Origin of the sequence: Phenylobacterium sp., assembly GCF_030654915.1 — a bacterium.
GTDB lineage: Bacteria > Pseudomonadota > Alphaproteobacteria > Caulobacterales > Caulobacteraceae > Phenylobacterium.
Window position 1 is genome coordinate 1 of the sequence record NZ_JAURWM010000251.1, and the last position, 21,139, is coordinate 21,139.

Genomic DNA, 21,139 nt, shown 5'->3' on the forward strand with positions numbered 1-21,139 from the left:
TCAGCGCCAGCACCGAGCCGGTGATGGTGTTGCGGGTGGTGTCGTTGCCACCGACGGTCAGCAGTACGATGTTCCCGAAATACTCCCGCGGGGCCATGTTCCGGGTCTCGGCGCCGTGAGCCAGCATCGAGATCAGATCGCCCTTGGGTTCGGCGTTGACCCGCTCGTTCCACAGGTTGGTGAAGTAGGCGTGATACTCGATGAAGATCTGCATCTTCTGCTCGAGGGTGTCGATCAAGCCGTGGCCGGGGACCGCGGTGACCACGTCCGACCAGTAGGTCAGCTTGCGGCGATCTTCCTGCGGCATGTCGAACAGGGTCGCCAGGGTCATGGCGGTCAGTTCCATGGAGACCTTGTCGACCCAGTCGAACTCCTCGCCGATCGGCAGGCTGTCGAGGATCTTGGCGGCGCGCTCGCGGATCAGCGGCTCGAGGATCTGCAGGTTCATCGGCGAGACGGCGGGGCTGACCGTCTTGCGTTGAACGTCGTGCTTGGGCGGATCCATGGCGATGAACATGGGCAGCGGGCCCTCATCGCCTTCCTGGGTGGCGATCGTAATGCCGCCTTCCGAGGAGAACACCTGGTGGTTCGTGTCCACCGTCATGATGTCGTTGTACTTGGTGATCGACCAGTAGGGGCCGTGCTCGCTCTCGGCGACGTAGTGAACCGGGTCTTCCTTGCGAAGACGCTCGAAGTTCCACCACATCTCATTGGACTGGAAGAGGGCCGGTTGGGCCGGGTCGAGCTTGTCCAGCGGCGTCGCATAGGCTTGCGCGCGGGCGTCCTTGGACAGATCGATGTTGCCGTCGCTCATAGGTATCTCCTCCGGTTCTTTAGCGTTCCCGGTCTCCAGCCAAAGATGACGCTGGCGTCAAGTTTAGCGCGCCTTTCACTGGCCGTCTCCAACTGATCTGCGTTCAGGTGAAGTTTTTCTCTCGTTTAAAACCCCACAAAAATGATAGGAATTAAGCCCGAGGATCGACGGAGTGGAAGTCATGAGCCAGCGGCCGACTGTAGCGGTGATCGGGGCGGGTTTTTCGGGCCTGCTCACGGCCTTGCACCTGATCGCCGACCCTGAGGGGCCGACGGTGCGATTGATCGAACGGGCGCGGGCGTTTGGCCGGGGGGCGGCCTACTCCACCGGCAATCCCGACCATCTGCTGAATGTCCGGGTCGCCAATATGAGCGCCTATCCCGACGACCCGGAGCACTTCACCCGCTGGCTCGCGAGCCATGAAGGGTGGAGTGCGCATGGCGGCTTCGTCTCGCGCGGCGTCTACGGCGACTACCTCCAGGATCTGCTGCGCGAGGCGTTGGAGAACACCACCCCCGGGCGGTTGTTGCTCGAACAGGACGAGGCTGTCGATATTCAACGAGCCGGGGAGGGGTGGCGGGTCAGGTTGGCGCTCGGCCGGGAGATCGCGGCGCAGGCGGTGGTGCTGGCGCTCGGCGTCTTGCGGCCCGCGCCGCCCGCGGCGGCCAGCGAGGCGCTGCTCTCCTCGCCGCGATATGTCGGCGATCCCTGGGACCCCGCCGCGCCGCTGGACGAGGCCGCGGACGATGTTCTGCTGACCGGAACCGGGCTGACGATGGTCGACGCGGCCGTCACGCTATGGCGGCCGGGGCGGCGATTCTGGGCGATCTCCCGGCGCGGCCTGATACCCCGCGCCCATGCTCCGGTGGCGGCCAATATTCCAGAACTCCTGGCCGCCGGTTCGCCAGGCGAGATCCTCGCGGCGGTTCGACTAGCTTCGGGCGATGGCCAGTGGCGCGAGACTATCGATGCCCTGCGCCCGGGGGTCAGGGGAATCTGGGAGGGGTGGACCCAGGCGCAGCGCCAGTCGTTCCTGCGCCATCTGCGCCCCTGGTGGGACGTGCACCGCCACCGGCTGGCGCCCAGCGTGGCGCGGCGAGTGGGCCTGTTGATGCGCTCGCGCGAACTGGTGGTGCGGGCCGGTGAGATCACCAGCCTTGTTCCAAGCCGGGAAAATATCGAGGTCATCTGGCGTCCGCGCGGCGGCACGATCGCCCGGCGCCTCAGCGTGGACGCGGTCGTCAACTGCGCGGGGCTGCTGGGCGACCTCGATCACGCCCGCGAGCCGCTGTTGAGGGAACTTCTGGCGCGCGGTCATATCCGCCCCGATCCTTGCCGGCTCGGCGCGGAGGTCGACCGGGGCTCACGGCTGATCGGGATCGGCGGCGTCCCGGAACCTGGCCTCTACGCGGTGGGGCCGCTGACGCGCGGAGCGTTCTGGGAGATCACCTCGGTGCCCGACATTCGAACCCAGGCCGGCGAGGCCGCCCAGGCGATACTCGGCCGTCTAAGAAGGGCCCGCGCAGCCTAGGCGGCTTGGCGGGAGGATCAGGCGCACGCTATGAACTGGACTTGAGTTCAGCGGGAAGCCGAAATCGTGACTGCGCGTGAGAGGGTTGCGAGAGAGGGGGCATCCGGCCGTCCCACGATCAACGACATCGCGCGCCTGGCGGGCGTCTCGAAAAAGACGGTGTCGCGGGTTATCAACGAGAGCCAGTTCGTCAAGGAAGACACCCGCAGCGCGGTCCAGGCCATCATCCGGGACACCGGCTATGTCCCTGATCCCCAGGCGCGGGGCCTGGCCTTCCGCCGCTCGTTCCTGGTCGGCCTGATCTATGACAACCCCAACGCCCAGCACACGATCGACCACCAGCAGGGGCTGCTCGAGGCGATGGCGGGGACCGGCTTTGAATTGGTCGTGCGCCGGGTGGACCGGACGAGCCCGACCCTGGTCGAGGACATGCGCGCCTTCATCGAGCGCCAGAAGCTGTTCGGCGTGGTGCTGCCCTCGCCGGTCTCAGAGGAAGAACGGCTTGTCAGCCTGCTGAAGGCGTTGGACCGCCGTTATGTGCGGATATCCTCGACGCCGCTGGACCAACCGGATCGCATGGTGGTCAGCCACGATGGCAAGGGGGCGGCCCAGGCCGCTCATCATCTGGCGGGGCTTGGACATCGCCGCATCGGTCTGATCTCCGGCCAGGAAGGGCGGCGGTCGTCAAGCGTGCGGATGAGGGGCTTCGAGGAGGGCCTAGCCGAACATGGCTTGGTCCTAGACCAAGCCCTCGTGCGACGCGGCGCATATACCTACGAGTCCGGCGTCGTGGCCGCACGCGAGCTCCTGGCGTTGGAACCCCGACCGACCGCCATTTTCTGCCTGAACGACGAGATGGCGGCCGGCGCCTATCTGGCGGCGCGCGAGCAGGGGCTTTCGGTTGGCGGCGATATTTCCATTGTCGGCTTCGACGACGCGCCGATCGCCTCGCGGCTGTGGCCGACCATGACCTCGGTCAGGTTGCCGCTTCGCCAGATGGGCCGCATCGCCGGTGAAATGCTGACCTCTGACGGCCTCAGCGAAGCGTCTCCGACGCCGCGCGAGATCGTCCCCGAGTTGATCGTCCGGAACTCGACAGCGGCGGCGATCTAGCCGGGCCGACCAACCATGACGGAAGTTTAATCCGCCGCAGCGCGCAGGCGCGCATCGGCGGTGTAAGAAAGGTTTCAAACGCTGACCGCGCGCGCGTCGCGCCGCGCATGGAGCCCTTGATGATCACCTGGAAGTCCCTGCTGCTAGGCGCGTGCGCGCCTGTCCTCCTGTCGGCCTCCGCCACGGCCGCGACCCCGCCGCAGGCTCAGGCGCCGACCGCCGTCGCCGAAGTGGCCAAGAAGGGCCCGAAATACGGAACCTTCGGGTTCGACACCGCCGGCATGGACCGTGCCGTGGCGCCGGGCGACGACTTCTACGGCTACGCCAACGACGGCTGGATGAAGACGACGGAGATCCCCGCCGACCGCGGCAGCTACAACACCTTCGGCATCCTGGCCGACGTGGCCGCCGAGCGCACGCGCGCCATCGTCGAGGATTCGGCCAAGTCAGACACGCCGGCCGGCTCCGACGCCCGCAAGATCGGCGACTATTATGCAAGCTTCATGGACGAGGCGGCGATCGAAGCCGCCGGCCTGAAGCCGCTGGCGCCGGAGCTGGACCGCATCAAGGCGATCCACACTCGCGCCGACCTGTCGCGCGAGCTGGGCGCGAGCCTACGGGCCGATGTCGACGCACTCAACGCCACCGACTACACCACCGATCGCCTGTTTGGCCTGTGGGTCGCGCAGGACATGAACGACACCAGCAAGTATCGGCCGTATCTGATGCAGGGCGGGCTCGGCATGCCGGACCGTGAGTACTATCTGGACGAAAGCCCCAGGTTCCAGGACCTGCGCGACAAGTATCAGGCTCACATCGCCAAGATGCTGACCCTGGCGGGCTATGACGACGCTCAGGCTCGCGCCGCTCGTATCCTGGCGCTGGAAAGCGCCATCGCCCGCGCCCATTGGAGCGTCGACGCCACCGGGGACATGTCCAAGGCCAACACGGTTTGGACCCAGGCGGACCTGGCCAAGAACGCGCCGGGCATCGACTGGACGGCCTACCTCCAGGCGGCCGGCATGGCGCAGCAGCCGACCTTCGGCCCGTGGCAGCCTTCGGCGATCACCGACATCGCCAGCCTGGTGGGCTCGCAGCCGGTCCCGACCTGGAAGGACTATCTGGCCTTCCACGCCATCGAGCGCGGCGCGCCCTATCTTTCCAAGGCTCTCGTCGACGAGCACTTCGCCTTCAACAGCACCGCCCTGGCCGGGACGCCGCAGCAGCGCGACCGCTGGAAGCGCGGGGTCGACAACACCAGCTCCGCCCTCAGCGAGGCCGTCGGCAAGCTCTATGTCGAGCGCCACTTCACGCCCGAGGCCAAGGCGCAGATGCAGGAGATGGTGAAGAACATCCTGGTCGCCTTCGACGCTCGGATCGACCGGCTGGACTGGATGAGCGGCGAGACCAAGTCCAAGGCCAAGGAGAAGCTGGCCAACTTCCGGGTCGGGGTCGGCTATCCCGACAAGTGGCGCGACTATTCGGGCCTGCGGATCGTCCGCGGCGACGCCTATGGCAATTGGGAGCGGAGCGAGGCCTTCGAGTATCGCCGCAACGTCGCCAAGCTGGCCGGCCCGGTGGACCGCGACGAGTGGTGGATGACGCCGCAAACGGTCAACGCCTTGAACCTGCCGATGCAGAACATGATCGTGTTCCCGGCTGCGATCCTGGAGCCGACCTTCTTTGATCCGAACGCCGACGCGGCGGTGAACTATGGCGCGATCGGCGGGGTCATCGGCCACGAGGTCGTCCACGGCTTTGACGACACCGGCGCGCTGTTCGACGCCAAAGGCAATTTGAAGAACTGGTGGACGGCGGCCGACATGGCGCAGTTCAAAGCCCGCAGTCAGGCGCTGGCCAAGCAGTACAGCGCCTATGAGCCGCTGCCGGGCCTGCATCTGAATGGCGACCAAGTGCTGGGCGAGAACATCGCCGACCTGGCGGGTCTGGCCAGCGCCTATGACGCCTATCACCTCTCCCTGAAGGGGCAGGCCGCGCCTGTGATCGACGGCTTCACGGCCGATCAGCGGTTCTATCTGGGTTGGGCGCAGAACTACCGCTCAGAGTTCCGCGAAGCCACCTTGCGCCGCAACGTGCTCTCGGGCGTCCATTCGCCGGGTGAGTATCGGGCGCAGACGGTGCGCAACCAGGATCCTTGGTATCCGGCCTTCGAGGTGAAGCCGGGGCAGGGCCTCTATCTGGCTCCTGAGCAGCGGGTGAAGATCTGGTAGTCGCTCGGATCGACGACCCCGCCGATCCACGCATTGCGCCCTATCGTGATGTTAGGGAACGCGACCTGGTCGGGCGGCAAGGCCTGTTCATCGCCGAGGGCGAGGTGGTGCTGCGGGTGTTGGCGCGTTCGCGCCTGCACCGGCCGGTGTCGCTGCTGATCGCCGAAAAGCGTATCGCCGGGCTCTCGGAGATCATCGACAGCTTGCCTGGAGACGTGCCGATCTACGCCGCCGGTCAGGATGTGATGGACGCGGTGGTCGGCTTTCCGATCCATCGCGGGATCCTCGCGGTCGGCCAGCGTGTGGCCGAGCCGGAGCCGGAGGCCCTGTTGGCGAGCTTGCCGCGGGAGGCGCTGGTGCTGGTCCTGTCGGGGATCGCCAACCACGACAACATGGGCGGATTGTTCCGCAACGCCGCGGCGTTTGGGGCCGATGCGGTGGTTCTCGATTCGGACTGCTGCGATCCGCTTTACCGCAAGGCGATCCGGGTCTCGGTCGGGGCGGTGCTGACCACGCCGTTCGCGCGCATGGCGCCGGGCGCGGATCTGTTGGGACTGCTGGAAGGCCACGGCTTCGAAGCCATCGCCCTCAGTCCGCGTGGACAAGGGACCTTGGCGCAGGCGACCCGCGCGCGGCGGAGCGCCGTGGTGCTGGGGGCGGAAGGGCCGGGTCTGGCTGAAGATATGCTGGCCAGGGCGAAGACCGTCCGCATTCCGATGGCGGACGGCTTCGACTCACTGAACGTGGCGGTGACCGCCGGGATCGTTCTGCACCACCTCGCCTTTGCGGCGAGGCGGAGCGATTAGCGCGCGCGCTTGACGCTCAGCGTGCGCTCGTCGGAGGACTCTTCGATGAGCGAACGGGTGAGGTTCAGAATCGCCGTGCGCATGGCCGGTTGCTGGACGCTGGCGAAAGCTTCCAGAAGTTGGACTGCGCCCGGCACGGCCAGTTTCTCGAACAGGCTCTCATCGCCGAGCGGGGCGGCGGTTTCGCCGACCAGTTCGCCGACCGAGGTGTCGAGCTTTTGCGCGATCTTCACCAGCATGGAGGCCGAAACGCGGTTGGCCCCACGCTCGTACTTCTGGACTTGCTGGAAGCTCACCCCAAGGTGGTCCGCCAGGGTCGATTGGGAAATGCCGAGCCACTTGCGACGAACGCGAATGCGATGGCCAACGGCCACGTCGATGGGGTCAGGTCCTTGGTCTTCGGAAATCTCGTTCACTGAAACGTCCTTAGTGACGATGCGGCAACTCTGCTTTTGGCGCTATCTCGCATAGGCGAAAGGCCTACCGCTACACCTTTATCGTGAAACGGACGTTGGGTCGCAGGCCAAGGTTAATTCTTCCCGTTTGGCGCGAGCTGTAGCGATAAACAATCGTATCTGTGGGACGCTCAGGCGTCGGGTGAGCGGTTTTCGAGAATCGCTCCGATCTGGTCGAGGACGGCGAGAGCGGTCTCTTCCCCGTCGCTCTCGCAGATCTCGCCGGCGCGGCGGATAATGTGGGAGAGCGCGGCTAGGTCGCGCGGGCCGAGCAGGCTGGCCATGCGCATCAGTTCCGCAGCGTCAGGGTCGTCCAGCCGACCCATGTTGTCGATGTCGCGCTGGAAACTGCGAGACCAGCCAAGGAATGGAGCACGGGGAAAGTGGGTCATGGCATGTTCGCCGCGGCCAGGGCCGCGACGTCCTCCTGAAACAACTCTTCTGAAGCGATGATCCGGCACAGTGGCGACAGCGACATGATGGGGGCGTTCATGGCCAGGCGCTGGGTGCGCTCGTCCTGAGCGTCAACGGCCACCGCGTCCTGCAGGATCTCGATGGGCAATCCGCGGTCGACCCCGGCGAAGGCCGTGGCCAGCACGCTGTCGCAGAGTGAGAAGCCGATCAGCGCCAAGGGGCCGCCGAGCGCCAGCGCAGCCTGGGCGAAGGTCGGGTGTGAGAAGGCTGATGGCCCCGAACGGACATAGATCGGTTCGCTGGGCAGCGGCTCCAGTCCAGGAATAGGCCTGGCGCCCTCGGGGTCGGGTTCGCGGCGATGGACGTGAAGGATAGGCCAGCGCGCATACCTGGCTCGTCTCAGCACCTGACGGCAGGTCTCCGCTGTGCGGGCGACGCTGGCGGGCGAACTCGCGTGGGTGATGCGGGCCCGTTGCAGGTCCAGACATACAAGAGCGACTGGCGGGCGTGGTCTCATCGTGACAGGCCGCCCAGATTGGAGGCGGGACGCTTCGCCGATACATCGAGAACGCCGGCCTCCTCCCACGCCCCTTCGGGGCGCAGCAACACCAGCGGATCGCTGTCGAGGGTCAGGGCGTCAGTCGGCGGCGTGCCTTCGACGATCATCTCGACATAGTCGTGGTCGGAAACGACAAAGCCGTCGCGGTTCTCGCGGATCTGGGCGTTGAAGTACTGCTGCCAGAAGGGGATCAATCTGACTTGACCGTAGCCGAGGATCTTTCGGTAGTTCTTCTTTTCGGCCAAGCGCTTGGCGGCCAGGATCAGCATCAGGGTCGCGCGGCCGCGGCGATACTCCCGCCGTACGGCGACGCGCTCGACCTTGGCGAAGTCGGCGAACCATCGAATGCGGAGGGTCCCGATCGGCTCGCCGTCGCGGCGCAGGATCAGGTGGGTGGCGCCCGCGAAGTCGTTGCCGTCATACTCCTCGTCATAGGGGCAGGCCTGTTCGCCGAGATAGACCAGCGTGCGCACGGCCATCGCCTGCATGATGTCGGGCAGGGTGCGGCAAACCGCGACCTCCAACTGCCCCTCGTCCACCTCTGCGGCGGCGCGGGCCTCCATCGGCATGCGGACATTGGCGTTCATGTCAGGCGGCCCTCTGGGCCAAAGCCCAAGGCTGGGCGACGACGAGGCCGCCGGGTCCGGGAACCGGACAGGCGCCGATCCGCCGGAGCAATGTCCGTTCTCCGCCGGGGGTGGCGGCGCGGCCGTAAAGCGGGAGGGTCGGAAACATCTCACGATGCAGCTTGACCGCTCCGGCCATCACCGTGGCGCGGCCGCGCCAGGTGGCCCCGGCCATCCCCCAGCCATAGAGGGCGATGACGGGCTCGCCGGGCCGCGCGACGAGATCGTCGGGTGGGTTGACCCCGTCGAACACGCCCGCGGCCAGGCATGGCTGGGCGGCGGGCGATAGGGGGATGATCGCGATGACACCGGCGATCGAGCCGTCCGGCGCCAGAGTGGTGAAGCAGGATGCGCGTGTCAGGTCCTGGACGCGGGCCAGGGTCTGGACGGTGGCGATATGGGGGCTGACGGTCCGGGCGGCCAAGGCTCGACCCTCGACCAGCTCGTCGCGGCTGGCCAGCGTCATGCCAAGCTCGCCCCATCCCTGGCGGCAACGTTCGGCGAAGTCGCAAATTACGGTCATCCCACCGCTTCCTTGTGCGAAGGTGAGAATTGGTAGAGCGTTAGGGTTCGAGCGTGCAGCCGCTAACTCCGTATGGGGGCGCCACGCTCTTCTGGGTGTCAGATGGACAATCGGGACGGCGGCCTAGCCGACTGGGATGATCTGAAGACCTTCGTGGCGGCGGCCCAGACGGGCAGCTTTGGCGCCGCGGCTCGGCGGCTGCGCACCACACAGCCGACGATCACCCGTCGGATTGACGACCTGGAAGCCAGGTTGGGCGCGCGGCTCTTCGACAGGGGACTGCGCGGGGTGACGCTGACCCGGGCCGGTGATCTGGTCTACGATCGGGCGCTGACCATGCAGAGGGCCTCCGTCGATATCGAGCGCCTGGCCTTCGACAGCGCCGCCCCCGATACCGGCGAGGTCACCATCGCCGTGCCCGAGGGCATCGGCGGTTATCTTCTGGGGTTGGAGGTCGCCGACTTCATCCGGGAAAACCCTGGGATTCGGCTGGGCCTGGATTGCGGCTTCTATCCCGAGAACCCAGTCGATCCTCATGTGGACCTGTCGGTTCAACTCACCGACGCCGGCGGGGCGCTCGAGCTGGCCGCTACGCCGCTGGCCACGCTCCACTACGCCCTGTTCGCATCACGGGACTACCTCGACACGTATGGGACCCCCACGCGGATCGAGGAAGCGGTGGGCCATCGGTTCGTTTATCACTCCGCTCAGGTCAATGATCGCGGCAGTTGGGCGAAGAAGACCTCGGCCTTCCTGGAGCTTTCGGCCCCCTCGATGGTGGTGAACTCTTCGACCGCCATGCTGCACGCTGTTGAGCGCGGAGCCGGTATCGGGGCCATCCCGACCGCCATCGTCGCCTTCGCGCCACATCTGGTGATGCTGGACATTCCGCCATTGGCCTCGGCGACGCTTTGGCTCTGCCACCACCGCGAAGCGATGAAGTCGGCGCGCGTGGCGCGCGTGGTTGAATGGCTGACCGGGATCTTCGACGCCCGTGAACGGCCCTGGTTCCGCCCGGAATTCGTCCATCCGCGCGAGTTCGCCGACTGGTCGTGGCCCGCGGCGACCGCGCGGGGTTGAGGCTTCAAAGCCCACAACCCTCTACATGGGGCCTTAACCTAAAGTCGCCCAACCTCTCCGGGCTGATACCGATAAGATAACAAGGGGGGATCAAGCATGACGGGAGGCACGGACGAGTCTTGTCCGTTTGACTTGGGCATTTCCCCCGCTGTCTGCGACCGCGCCACGCGGATCGCCAAGACGCTGTTTGACGCCCTTGACGCCCAGGTCGTGCTCATCAGCGGCCAGCAGGTGTGGCGGAGCCGCGATCCTGGCCGCCGCGTTGTCCAGGACGTAGCGCCCGTCGCGGTCCAGGTTTGCGCCAAGGGCGAGGTCCTCTGGGTGGAGGACGCGCCGGCCGACCCTGAGTTCCGAAACAATCCTTCGGTGACCGGCCCGCCCCATCTGCGTTTCTATGTGGCCGCGCCGATCAAGCTCGCCGACGGTTCCAGCCCGGGGATCCTGGCGGTGGCTGGTCGCGAGCCGCGGCCCTACGACGCTGGCCTGGCCACCCGCCTGCAAGACCTGGCCGACATCATCGCCGACGATTGGGATCGCGCCCAGACCGCCAAGGCGCGCGAGCAAAGCCTGCGCGAACGCGACGCCATCCAGGGGACCCTGGGCTCGATCATCAGCTCAATGCCCGTGGCCGTGGTGCTCACCGACCGGGAGATGCGGGTGCTGGGCGCCAGCCCGCGCTGGATCCGTTCGCTGGAACTGGAGAACAAGGAGGTCTACGGCCGCACGCTTTATGATTTGGCCCCGAAGATGTTCGAGCCGTGGCGGCCGGCCTATCAGCGGGTGCTGAACGGGGAGACGATCAAGGTCGATAGGGTCGCAGGTCCGCAGGATGAAGAGGCTCGGCGCTGGTACGACGTCGAGGTCGCGCCCTGGAATAATGCCGATGGGCAGGTCGGGGGCCTGATCATGGCCAGCTACGACATCACCGAGATGGTCGAGGCGCTGGAAGCCACGGAGCGTTCGGAACAACGCCTGACGCTGGCCTTGGAGATCGCCGACATACATGTCTACGAGATCGACTATGTGCGGCGGGAGCTGATCAAGGTTGGAGCCGAAGACACGTTCTTCACCGAGCCCAAGACCTATGAGGAGCTCTATCGCGATATCTACTCGACCGCCGATCCTCGCGACCGGCCGGGGGTGATCGAGGCATGGCGGCGACATGTGGAGGAAGGTGCGCCCTATCATCCTGAGTACCGCGTGCTGCGGAGCGACGACCGCGAGATTTGGACCTCGGGCACTTGCCGGCTGATCACCGATGAACAAGGCCGCCCAACCCGTTTGATCGGCGCCTTGCAGAACGTAACGGAACGCAAGGCCGCCGAGCGCGCGCTGCTGCAGGCCAAGGAAGACGCCGAGACCGCCAACCGCGCCAAATCGACCTTCTTGGCGACGATGAGCCACGAGATTCGCACGCCGCTGAATGGAGTGCTGGGCATGGCCCAGGCCATGACCGTCGACAATGGGTTGTCGGAGATTCAGCGCGACCGGCTCGATGTGATCCGCCAGTCTGGCGAAACGCTGCTAGCGATCCTCAACGATGTGTTGGACCTGTCGAAAATCGAGGCGGGGAAACTGGAGCTGGAGGAAACCCAGTTCGACGTGGCCGGACTAGCGCGGGGCGCGCACGCGGCCTTCACCGCCATAGCCAACAAGAAGGGGCTGTCCTTCGATCTGCTGATCGAGCCCGGGGCCCAGGGGGTCTACCGCGGGGATTCAACCCGCGTTCGGCAGATCCTCTATAACCTGGTGTCCAACGCTCTGAAATTCACCGAGCAGGGCGAGGTTCGCGTGAGCGTGGCGCGCAACGACGCCGGGCTGCGGCTGAGCGTCTCCGACACCGGGATCGGCATTCCGCCGGCGCGGCTGACCAGTCTGTTCCAGAAGTTCGAACAGGCCGACGCCTCGACCACCCGGCGCTATGGCGGGACTGGTTTGGGACTGGCGATCTGCCGTGAACTGGCCAGCCTGATGGGAGGAACCATCACGGCGGTGAGCGAATTGAACCGCGGATCCACTTTTGTCGTAACCCTGCCTCTGCCATGGATCGGTGCGAGCATCGTGCTTCCGACCCCGCCGGCCATCGACGCCAGTAGTCCTGCCGAGATCGCCGAGGGGCCGCCGCTGCGGGTGCTGGCGGCCGAGGACAACACTGTCAACCAACTGGTGCTGAAGACCCTTCTGCACCAGATCGGGATTGATCCGGTCGTCGTGGAGAACGGGGTCCAGGCCGTGGAGGCCTGGGCGCGCGAGCCCTGGGACGTGATCTTGATGGACGTGCAGATGCCGGAAATGGACGGCCCCACAGCGACGGGGATCATTCGCACCCGTGAGGCCGCCGAGGGGCGAGCCCGCACCCCGATCATCGCCCTGACCGCCAACGCCATGGCCCACCAGGTGGCCGAGTACCTCGACGCCGGCATGGACGGGTTTGTGCCCAAGCCCATCGAGGTCGGGCGCCTGTTCGAAGCCCTCCAGCAGGTGCTGGAGAACCAGCCTTCGATGCGCGTGGCCTAGGTCCAGGCCCCAGGTCCCGCTACTCCGCCGGCTCGGGGACCTTCACTACGTCGTAGGCGGCGGGGTCGAACACCGCCACGGCCTCGGCGTAGGCACGCGCCGTGTCAGGCCAGTTGTTGAGGATCTTGCCGTCGGCGGTCTTGTACCAGCTGGTGCAGGTTCCAGCCCAGGGCGTGTGGGCAAGCCGCTGCTGGATCTCTTCGTTGTAGCGGGCCATGACCTCGGCCTTGACCGACAGCGGCCGACCGGCGGCCAGGGCCTGCAGCACGTACTCCACCTGGGCCTCGATCATGTAGATGATCGAGTTGTGGCCGAGATTGGTGTTGGGACCATACAGCATGAAGAGGTTGGGGAAGCCGCTGACCGCCAGGCCCAGATAGGCCTCCGGGCCGTCCTGCCAGGCCTGCGCCAGGCTGACGCCGCCCAGGCCGGTGATCGCGGTCTCGCCAGCGAACGATTTGGTTTCGAACCCGGTGGCGTAGATCACTACATCGACCTCGTGCAGGCGGCCGGTGGCGTCCACCACGCCTTGAGGCGTCATCCGGGCGATCGCCTCGGTGACCAACTCGACGTTCGGGCGGGTGAGGGCGGGGTAGAAGTCGTTGGAGATCAGCACCCGCTTGCAGCCGATCTCGTAGTCCGGGGTCAGCTTGGCGCGCAGCGCCGGATCGGCGACCTGGGCGTGCAGGTGGGCCAGCGGGATGGGCACTTCTTCGACCGGCAGGGTTCCGGCCCGCTTGGCGGCCAATCTGGCCTCGGCCATCTCGAAGATTTCGCCGCGGACCTTTTCCATGGCCGCGGGCTGGGCCTTGAACTGCGCCTTTTCGGCCTCGGTGTAGGGTCGGTTCATGCGCGGCACGAGCCAGTTGGGCGAGCGCTGGAAGAGGGTGAGGGTTGCGGCGGTCTTGGCTACGGCCGGTACGAACTGGATGGCGCTGGCGCCGTTGCCGATCACCGCGACCCGCTTGCCGGCGAGGTCGACGGAGGTGTCCCAATGGGCGGAGTGGAAGGCCTGACCGGCGAAATCGTCCCGGCCTTCGATGGGCGGCAGCTTGGGCCGGTTGAGCTGGCCCCAGGCGGTGACGAAGGTCTCGGCGGTCACGTAGCCGCCGCTAGCCGTGGCGATGCGCCAGAAGCCGCCTGCCTCGTCCCAGGCCGCGCCGACGACTTCAGCATTGAAGCGGATGTGACTGGAAAGCTGATGCTTTTCGACCACGCCTTCGATGTAGGCGAGGATGTCGGGCTGCGCCGAATAGATCTCCGGCCAGTCTGGATTGGGCTCGAAGGAGTAGGAGTAGAGGTGGCTGGGGATGTCGCAGCCGGAGCCGGGATAGACGTTCTCGCGCCAGGTGCCGCCGACCCGGTCGGCCTTCTCCAGGATCACGAAGGAAGTCTGCCCTTGCGCCTGCAGGCGCAATCCCATGCAGAGGCCGGCGAAACCCGCGCCCAGAATGGCGACCTTATAGTCCGCGCCCATGCCCTAGTTCCCTCGACCGCTTCTCGTTGCGTAAAGGCTAGCGGGCGACCCGTAAGTGATCAATGGTCAGTTTGAGGCGCCAAAGGGCCCGCGCGGCCTCGACAAGTCCCGCCAAGATTGGGAACATTCCGTTGGGTCACGTGAATAGAGCCCGCCATGAGTCGCAGCCTTGATGCCGCGGCCGCCGAAAAGGGAGGTGCTGATGTCCTGGGCCGAGACAGATTCCGCGCGGAGTCGCCGTCCCTATCACGTGGGCAACCTGCGCGCCCAGTTGCTCGACGAGGCCCGCGCCCTGCTGGAAAGCGGCGGCCGCTCTGAGCTGAACCTGCGCGGACTGGCCGCGCGCGCCGGTATCGCGGCGGGATCGGTCTATCACCACTATGCGTCCAAAGCCGCCTTGATGGCCGGGTTGGCCGCCGTCGGGTTCCGCGATCTCGAGGCCATCCTCAAGGATGCGGCCGCCACGGCTCCAGAGGACACGCCGATCCGGACCTGCGCCCTGGCCTATTTCGAATTCGCGCGCTCGCAGCCGGCGCTCTACGACCTGATGTTCGATTCCGTCATGATGGCCGATCGCGAGGTGATCGCCGCGCGTGAAAGCGCCTTCGCGGTGCTGGAGGCGGCCATCGGCCAGGCTCGCAGCCAGCAGCATCGTGACGCCGACACCGTCCACAAGGTGGCGCTGGCCGTCTGGGCCTGCGGTCATGGCGCGGCCTCGCTGACCTTGGCCGACAGCGTAGCGGCCGATTCCACCCTGATGGAGGATGTGATCCAGGGGTTGGAGGCGCTGTTCGGCCGCCGCTGAGGGGGGCTTAGCGGTTCGCAGCCTCTTGGGCCTTCACCCACTTCCGGAGACGACCCTGGGCGTTGGCGTAGGGCGATGACGTGTTGAACTGGATCATTCGACCCATGGTGTAGCTCCGATACCAGGGGGCGCCGTAGAGATCATGATCGCTATGGTCCTCGATCAGCCGGACGATCCTGAGCTTGGCCAGCGCCAGTCTCTCCAGCAGTTCGGCATAGGAAAGCGAAGCGTAGTCTTCGTAGAATTTTCGCGCCAGCCGACCCAGTTCATTCCAGCCGTATCCGGCCTCGGGAAATTCCAGAAGCTCGCCCGCAGCCGAACGCTCATGCCACTTCAGCACCAGTTCGTTCCAACCGATGAGGTAGGCGACCAGATCTCGAACACTCATCTGCTCCCCCTTTGAATGGCCCTCTAGCGTCGGCGCCGCGGTGAGGGGGGCAGGGATCGTTTGAAGCTCTTTGATCAGCTTGGCGTAGGTGGTTTCGATCGCCGCGAGCAACTCGGCCTTGGTGGTGGGAACGGCCATGGTCACTCCTGTGAAGTCGGCGCGCCGCCGACATCTAGCAGCTTTTGTTCGTCCGGTGGTTGTGTGGCTCAGGCGTCTCGGTTACAGCTACCGCCGTTCCGCGAACTGGTTTCGTGGCTGAATTGGATTTGATCTCGATGACCGGACTGTCCGGACAGATGCGCAACGCTAATGGGCACGGCCTCCCGTGCCTTTACCCGTTTGCATGCCTGCCCGCCGCCGTCCGCGTCCTCTCGAAGATCGAAGCCTCCCATGTCAGCCGTCATCACCATCGCGAACCTTCGGAAACGCTACAGCTACGCTAAGCGTGGGCGCGGCCTGCTTGGCGGCTTTTCTCCCCAACAGGTGAGCATCGACGCGGTCGACGGCGTGTCGTTCCAGGTCGAACGCGGCGAGCGCGTGGCGGTCATCGGCCCCAATGGCGCGGGCAAGTCCACGACCCTGAAGATCCTGTCCGGCATCCTCGAACCGACATCGGGGCAGGCCAGCGTCCTGGGGCTGACGCCTTGGCGCGAACGCAAGGCCCTAGCCTACAGGATCGGCGTGGTCTTCGGCCAACGCTCCCAGCTCTGGGGAGAACTGCCGGCGCGAGACAGCTTCAACCAGCTTCGCCACATCTACGACCAGGACAAGCCGGTGTTCGAGAAGCGTCTGGGCGAGATGGTCGAGCGTTTCGCCCTGGCCGAACTGCTCGATCAGCCGGTGCACCGGATGTCGCTGGGCCAGCGGATGCGCTGTGAGATCACCGCCAGCCTGCTGCACGGGCCGGGCCTGCTGTTCCTGGACGAGCCGACGATCGGGCTGGACGTCACCGCAAAGGCCGCGATCCGCGACTTCATCCGCGACCACGCGCGCGACCATGGCCAGACGGTGCTGCTGACCTCGCACGACACGCGCGACATCGAGCTGGTCTGTGACCGGGTGATCGTCGTCAATGCCGGCCGGGTGGTGGTGGACCAGCCGACCGATCAACTGCGCAAGCGGTTCCTGGGGCGCAAGGTCGTCACCCTGCTGTCCAGCGGTCCGCAGATCCTTGTCGATCTGCCGGGCGTCACCCGTCGGGCGTCGGATGCGCACGCGGTCGTCCTGGACGTCGACACTCGGCTGGTGCGGGTCGAACAGGTCATCGCCGCGGCCTTGGCGAAGGGCGGGGTCGAGGACATCACCATTGAAGATCCTCCCATGGAGGAGGTGATCCATGACATCTACGCTTCTGCTCTCGCGGCCCGTTGAGGCGCGGCGCGCGGCTAGCGCGCTGTGGTCGGCTTTCCGGCTGGGCGCCGGTCAGACCCTGGCCGCCTGGCCGGTGCTGGTCGGGCGCTGCATCTTCTATGTGATCCTGCTGATCGTGCTCTCGGCGCTGTGGGACAAGGTGGTCGCCGAACGCCTGCCCGGCACCCTGGCTGGCGAACTGCCGCCCGGCGGCCTGGCGCTCTATATCGGTGTCACCGAGTGGATCACGCTCGCCTTGCCCGCTGTGCATCTGAAGCTGGAGGATGACATCCGCTCGGGCGGACTGGAGCCCCACCTGCTACGGCCCAAGTCCTATCTCGCCCAGACCTTCAGCCAGAGCCTGGGCGCGGCCATGGTGCGGCTAGGCGCGCTCGGGCTGACGGCGCTCGCCTTGCTGGCGATCTCGGGCCGCGAGCCGCCGCCTCTTGAGGCGTTCGCCTACATCGTCCCGCTGGGCGTGCTCGGGGTGATCGTTGGCATACTGCTCTACGCCCTGGCTGGACTGATGGCGTTCTGGGCGCGGCGGACCCTGCCGTTCCAACTTGTGATCCAGAAGCTGATGTTCTTGCTGGGCGGCCTCTATGCGCCGGTGACGCTCTATCCGCCCGTGCTGGAGGCGGTTGCCAAGGCCTCGCCCTTCGCCGCCCACCTCTACTGGCCCAGCATCCAGGCGATCGCCACGTCGCGAGACGGGTTCCTGATGGGGCTGGCGTGGCAGGCCTTGTGGATCGCCGTGCTGGCGCTCGCCTGCCTGCGGCTGTGGCGCGCGGGGCTGGCCAAGGTGTTACGGGAGGGCGGGGTATGATCGCCTTTTTGCGGCTCTATGCCCTGCAGGCCGGCGCGGCGGTGCGCATGAGCTTCGCCGATCGCGCCAACTTCGCGCTGCAGGTGGCCGGCATGGCCATCAACAACGCCGTGTTCCTGACGCTGTGGGTGTTATTCTTCGCCGGATTCAAGAGCGTCGGCGGCTGGGGTTTCGCCGACATGGCGCTGCTGTTGGGCCTGACGATGACCATAGTCGGCGTTTGCGGCGTGGTGTTCGGCGGTTATCGTGACATGGCGATCTCGATCCTGCGGGGTGAACTGGACGCGCTGCTGACTCAGCCCAAGGGGCTGATCTGGCGGTTGCTGGCGCGCGAGAGCCTGGCCACCGCCTGGGGCGACCTGGCCGGCGGAGTCGTGGTGCTGAGCCTGTTCGCGCAGGTGAGCCTTTCGGCCCTGCCTTTGCTCATCCTGGCGCTTTTCGCGGGCCTGACCGTCTATCTGTCGGCGGCTATCTCGTTCGCGTGCCTGGCCTTCTGGGCGTCTGGCGCGCGCAGCTTCGCCCGCGATCTGACCGACTTCACCCTATTGTTCTCCAGCTATCCGGGGTCGATCTATCAAGGCGCGGTCAAGGTTATCGCCTACAGCATTCTGCCGGCCGGGTTCGTGGTGATGGCCCCGGTGGAGATGCTGCGCGAGCCGAGCCTTCGCAGCATCGCGATCGTGCTGGCGGCGGCGGGCGCCTATGCCGCCCTTGCGGCGATACTCTTCCACCTGGGCCTTAAGCGCTATCGCTCCGGGGCCGCGGTGACCTGAGGGGGGCTGGAGGTGGGACGAGGATTTCGTCTCGCAACATTTCCAGCGCGACGCGCAGGCAGGCCAGCCTGACACCTCCACGGCCCACATCGCCAAAGCGGCGGACCTGGTGGCGAACCTCGCTGCCGCGACGGTGGCTTGCGAAATGGACGAGGCCGGCGGGCTCGCCATTGGGGCCCGCGTCGGTAAAGCCGGTGATCGCCACGGCGACGTCCCCTCGCGAGTTCTCCAGCGCACCCTCGGCCATTGCACAGGCAGATCGCGCCGAGACCGCGCCATCCGTCGCCAAGATCTCCGCCGGGACCGCCAGCAATTCTCGTTTGGCCCGGTCGGTGTAGGTGACAAAGCCGCGTTCGAACGCGTGCGAGCGACCGGGAATATCGGTCAATAGTGACGCCAACAGGCCGCCGGTGCAGCTTTCGGCGGTCACCAAGGTCAGGCCGCGCTCACAAGCTTCTCGCAATACGAACTGGGTGAGATTGTCCAGGCTGGGCGGGATGACCGGGTCCAGGGCTTCGGCCACGCGGTTCCTCCATCCCGCCGCTTGAGTTCGACGAGGATCAAACCCTTCACGTGTTTTGCGGTTCCGAGCTTGATTTTGGGCGCGAAGACCGGTCGTTAGGCCCATGAGCAGAGGCGCTAAGATCACCGTGGCCGGAGCCGGCGCGCTTGGGTTGACGACAGCGCTGGCCCTGGCCGACGCTGGCGCACAGGTCACGCTCTTCGATCCGGCGCCTGTCGCCGACAATGCTTCAGGCGTGGCCGCCGGCATGCTGGCGCCGGCCTTCGAGGCGGTGCTTGATGCGGGCGCCGGCCCGCATTTCGATCTGCTGAGCGCCGCGCGGAACCTCTGGCCGGCGCTGGAGGCGCGGATCGGTGTCAGCGTGGATCGGTCCGGCGCCGTGGCGGTGGGCGAGGCCGACTATCTTGGCGCGATGGAAGCGGGTCTGAAGGGCCTGGGGCTGCATCCCACTGAACTGGAACGCCGCGCCCTGGACGGCCTGGCGCCGGGCCTGGCGCCGCGCTGGACGCGGGGCTTGCTGGTCCGTGAGGACTGGCGAATCGAGGCCGCGCAAACCCTGGTCGCCCTGCGCCGCGCCGCCGAGAGCGCCGGGGTGGTCTTTCGCCAAGCCGCCGCCACGGGTTTCGAGGATGGCGAGCGGCTGGTGATCGCCACCGGCAATGGCCGCGACTTGGCCGTCGTCGCGCCGGAACTGGACAATCTATCGCCGATCAAGGGGCACATCTTGCGAGCGCGAGGCCGGGCCTATAACGGCGTGGTCGTGCGGGGGCAGGGGGCCTATGTGACCGGCGCGCCCGGCGACCTGACCATCGGCGCGACCATGCAGGCCGGCGTGGAAGACCGCTCGGTTGATCCTGCGCAGGTCGCGCCCCTGCAGACGGCGGGGGCGCGACTGTTCCCCGCATTGGCCGAGACGGAATTCATGGCTGAGACCGGGATCCGCGCGGCGACGCCCGACGGCCTGCCGATGGTCGGGCGCGGGCGGCACCATGGGGTGCTGCTGGCGGTCGGGGCTAGGCGCAACGGTTGGCTGCTCGCGCCCCTGGTCGCCAAGCTGATCGTAGCTTGCGTGACGGAGGGGGAGGCTGGCCCCTATGCCGAGCGGCTGAACCCGGCGAGGTTCAACGCTGCCGGAAAGTAAGGGATAGGCGTCATGAGCGGCTTCTGGCTGAGCGACGAACAACAGGCGATCGTCGAGAGCGTCACCCGCCTTTGCGCCGGTTTTGACGCCGAGTACTGGCGCAGGACCGATGAGACCGGCGAGTTTCCCGAAGCCTTCGTCGCGGCCATGGCGGCCGGCGGTTGGCTTGGCGCGGCGATGCCGACCAGCCTCGGCGGCGCGGGACTTGGCCTGACCGAGGCGGCCCTGGTGATGCAGGCCGTGGCGCAGTCGGGGGCGGGCTTCTCCGGCGCCAGCGCCGTCCACCTGAACATCTTCGGTCCCATGCCGATCGCCAAGTTCGGGTCTGAAGCCTTGAAGCAGCGGGCGATCCCCCGGTTGATCTCCGGCGAAGACAAGATCTGCATCGGCATCACCGAGCCGGACTCCGGGCTCGACACCACCAGCCTGACGACCAAGGCGGTGCGCACCAAGGATGGCTATGTGATCTCCGGCCGCAAGGTGTGGACGACCATGGCCCAGCGGGCGACCAAGATGCTGATCATCGCCCGCACCACGCCCAAGGATCAGGTCAAGAAGTCCACCGAGGGCCTCAGCCTGTTCTACACCGACTTCGACCGGAGCCGGATCTCGGCGACGGTGATCCCGAAGATGGGCCGCAAGGCCGTCGAGTCGAACGCGGTGTTCATCGACAATCTGGAGATCCCTGAGGGCGACCTGATCGGCGAGGAGGGGCGTGGCTTCTACTATCTTCTTGAGGGGCTGAACCCCGAGCGGGTGCTGTTCGGGGCCGAGGCCGTGGGGCTGGGCCGCGCGGCGCTCGCCAGGGCCACGACCTACGCCAAGGAGCGCGTGGTGTTCGGGCGGCCGATCGGCCAGAATCAAGGCGTCGCCCATCCGCTGGCCAAGGCCTGGGCCGAACTTGAGGCGGCGAACCTGATGGCGTTCAAGGCCGCGGCCCTCTACGACGCAGGCCGCGAGTGCGGGGCCGAGGCCAACGCCGCCAAGTATCTGGGCGGAGAGGCCGGGTTCAACGCCTGCGAGGCCTCGGTGCTGGCGCATGGCGGCATGGGCTACGCCAAGGAATTCGATGTCGAGCGCTACTTCCGCGAGGCGATGATCGCCCGGATCGCGCCGATCAGCCGTGAGATGGTGATGAATTACATCGCCGAGCGCGTGCTGGGCCTGCCCAAGAGCTACTGAGCAGG

Annotated in this window: 20 protein-coding genes and 1 pseudogene; 12 read left to right on the forward strand and 9 right to left on the reverse strand. The window is 66.5% G+C overall.

All coding sequences use genetic code 11. From position 1 onward, the window contains the following. A pseudogene (locus Q7T84_RS12835) lies at positions 1 to 814 on the reverse strand (cytochrome P450); the annotation flags it as partial. Between the two features lie 181 nt (positions 815 to 995). Here Q7T84_RS12835 and Q7T84_RS12840 point away from each other — a divergent pair. From Q7T84_RS12840 to Q7T84_RS12855, 4 genes are all read left to right on the forward strand, one after another. Next, positions 996 to 2,345 carry an FAD/NAD(P)-binding protein gene (locus Q7T84_RS12840; RefSeq protein WP_304809477.1) on the forward strand — a complete coding sequence of 450 codons (1,350 nt, stop codon included), beginning with the start codon at positions 996 to 998 and terminating at the stop codon, positions 2,343 to 2,345. Positions 2,346 to 2,411: 66 nt separating this feature from the next. After that, positions 2,412 to 3,458 carry a LacI family DNA-binding transcriptional regulator gene (locus Q7T84_RS12845; protein ID WP_304809479.1) on the forward strand — a complete coding sequence of 349 codons (1,047 nt, stop codon included), beginning with the start codon at positions 2,412 to 2,414 and terminating at the stop codon, positions 3,456 to 3,458. Positions 3,459 to 3,577: 119 nt separating this feature from the next. Beyond that, positions 3,578 to 5,689: a M13 family metallopeptidase gene (locus Q7T84_RS12850; protein WP_304809481.1), complete on the forward strand. Its 2,112-nt coding sequence runs from the start codon at positions 3,578 to 3,580 to the stop codon at positions 5,687 to 5,689. Beyond that, positions 5,683 to 6,495 carry an RNA methyltransferase gene (locus Q7T84_RS12855; protein WP_304809562.1) on the forward strand — a complete coding sequence of 271 codons (813 nt, stop codon included), beginning with the start codon at positions 5,683 to 5,685 and terminating at the stop codon, positions 6,493 to 6,495. Before Q7T84_RS12850 ends, Q7T84_RS12855 begins: the two co-directional genes overlap by 7 nt. Here Q7T84_RS12855 and Q7T84_RS12860 read toward each other — a convergent pair. From Q7T84_RS12860 to Q7T84_RS12880, 5 genes are all read right to left on the reverse strand, one after another. Continuing rightward, positions 6,492 to 6,911: a helix-turn-helix domain-containing protein gene (locus tag Q7T84_RS12860; RefSeq protein ID WP_304809483.1), complete on the reverse strand. Its 420-nt coding sequence runs from the start codon at positions 6,909 to 6,911 to the stop codon at positions 6,492 to 6,494. The two genes, Q7T84_RS12855 and Q7T84_RS12860, sit on opposite strands and share 4 nt — an antisense overlap. 170 nt (positions 6,912 to 7,081) lie before the next feature. Then, a complete protein-coding gene (locus tag Q7T84_RS12865; protein ID WP_304809489.1) occupies positions 7,082 to 7,342 on the reverse strand; it encodes a hypothetical protein in 261 nt (86 codons plus the stop codon). Beyond that, entirely contained in the window at positions 7,339 to 7,881 is a 543-nt protein-coding gene (locus Q7T84_RS12870) for an isochorismatase family protein (RefSeq protein ID WP_304809491.1), read from the reverse strand. The genes Q7T84_RS12865 and Q7T84_RS12870 overlap by 4 nt, the downstream gene beginning before the upstream one ends. Next, positions 7,878 to 8,510: a GNAT family N-acetyltransferase gene (locus tag Q7T84_RS12875; RefSeq protein ID WP_304809493.1), complete on the reverse strand. Its 633-nt coding sequence runs from the start codon at positions 8,508 to 8,510 to the stop codon at positions 7,878 to 7,880. The genes Q7T84_RS12870 and Q7T84_RS12875 overlap by 4 nt, the downstream gene beginning before the upstream one ends. 1 nt (position 8,511) lies before the next feature. Continuing rightward, positions 8,512 to 9,072, reverse strand: coding sequence for a hypothetical protein (locus tag Q7T84_RS12880; RefSeq protein ID WP_304809495.1), 561 nt, complete (start codon positions 9,070 to 9,072; stop codon positions 8,512 to 8,514). 102 nt (positions 9,073 to 9,174) lie between these two features. On the opposite strand from Q7T84_RS12880, the gene Q7T84_RS12885 reads away from it, so the two are divergent. After that, positions 9,175 to 10,152 (forward strand): LysR family transcriptional regulator, encoded by a 978-nt coding sequence (locus tag Q7T84_RS12885; protein WP_304809497.1) that lies wholly within the window; start codon positions 9,175 to 9,177, stop codon positions 10,150 to 10,152. A gap of 132 nt (positions 10,153 to 10,284) precedes the next feature. After that, positions 10,285 to 12,669 carry an ATP-binding protein gene (locus Q7T84_RS12890; protein WP_304809499.1) on the forward strand — a complete coding sequence of 795 codons (2,385 nt, stop codon included), beginning with the start codon at positions 10,285 to 10,287 and terminating at the stop codon, positions 12,667 to 12,669. A gap of 19 nt (positions 12,670 to 12,688) precedes the next feature. On the opposite strand, the gene Q7T84_RS12895 is transcribed toward Q7T84_RS12890, so the two are convergent. Beyond that, on the reverse strand, positions 12,689 to 14,146 hold the full coding sequence (locus Q7T84_RS12895) for an NAD(P)/FAD-dependent oxidoreductase (protein ID WP_304809501.1): 1,458 nt from the start codon (positions 14,144 to 14,146) through the stop codon (positions 12,689 to 12,691). 202 nt (positions 14,147 to 14,348) lie between these two features. Between Q7T84_RS12895 and Q7T84_RS12900 the strand changes: the two genes are divergently transcribed. Then, a complete protein-coding gene (locus Q7T84_RS12900; RefSeq protein ID WP_304809503.1) occupies positions 14,349 to 14,951 on the forward strand; it encodes a TetR/AcrR family transcriptional regulator in 603 nt (200 codons plus the stop codon). 7 nt (positions 14,952 to 14,958) lie between these two features. Here the strand turns inward: Q7T84_RS12900 and Q7T84_RS12905 are convergent, their stop codons facing one another. Next, positions 14,959 to 15,477: a ClbS/DfsB family four-helix bundle protein gene (locus Q7T84_RS12905; protein ID WP_304809505.1), complete on the reverse strand. Its 519-nt coding sequence runs from the start codon at positions 15,475 to 15,477 to the stop codon at positions 14,959 to 14,961. 252 nt (positions 15,478 to 15,729) lie between these two features. On the opposite strand from Q7T84_RS12905, the gene Q7T84_RS12910 reads away from it, so the two are divergent. The 3 genes from Q7T84_RS12910 to Q7T84_RS12920 are packed head-to-tail and all read left to right on the forward strand — an operon-like array spanning position 15,730 to position 18,288. Continuing rightward, positions 15,730 to 16,710 (forward strand): ATP-binding cassette domain-containing protein, encoded by a 981-nt coding sequence (locus Q7T84_RS12910; RefSeq protein ID WP_304809507.1) that lies wholly within the window; start codon positions 15,730 to 15,732, stop codon positions 16,708 to 16,710. After that, entirely contained in the window at positions 16,676 to 17,515 is an 840-nt protein-coding gene (locus tag Q7T84_RS12915) for an ABC-2 family transporter protein (protein WP_304809509.1), read from the forward strand. The genes Q7T84_RS12910 and Q7T84_RS12915 overlap by 35 nt, the downstream gene beginning before the upstream one ends. Continuing rightward, positions 17,512 to 18,288, forward strand: a complete 777-nt coding sequence (locus tag Q7T84_RS12920; protein ID WP_304809511.1) for an ABC-2 family transporter protein — start codon at positions 17,512 to 17,514, stop codon at positions 18,286 to 18,288. The genes Q7T84_RS12915 and Q7T84_RS12920 overlap by 4 nt, the downstream gene beginning before the upstream one ends. Here Q7T84_RS12920 and Q7T84_RS12925 read toward each other — a convergent pair. After that, complete coding sequence (locus Q7T84_RS12925; RefSeq protein WP_304809513.1) at positions 18,254 to 18,811, reverse strand: CinA family protein; 558 nt, start codon at positions 18,809 to 18,811, stop codon at positions 18,254 to 18,256. The genes Q7T84_RS12920 and Q7T84_RS12925 overlap by 35 nt on opposite strands. Positions 18,812 to 18,914: 103 nt before the next feature. Here Q7T84_RS12925 and Q7T84_RS12930 point away from each other — a divergent pair, with 103 nt between their 5' ends. Both Q7T84_RS12930 and Q7T84_RS12935 read left to right on the forward strand, forming a co-directional pair. Beyond that, entirely contained in the window at positions 18,915 to 19,952 is a 1,038-nt protein-coding gene (locus tag Q7T84_RS12930) for an FAD-binding oxidoreductase (protein WP_304809515.1), read from the forward strand. A 12-nt stretch (positions 19,953 to 19,964) separates the two neighbouring features. Continuing rightward, a complete protein-coding gene (locus Q7T84_RS12935) occupies positions 19,965 to 21,134 on the forward strand; it encodes an acyl-CoA dehydrogenase family protein (RefSeq protein ID WP_304809518.1) in 1,170 nt (389 codons plus the stop codon). Positions 21,135 to 21,139 lie beyond the last annotated feature (5 nt).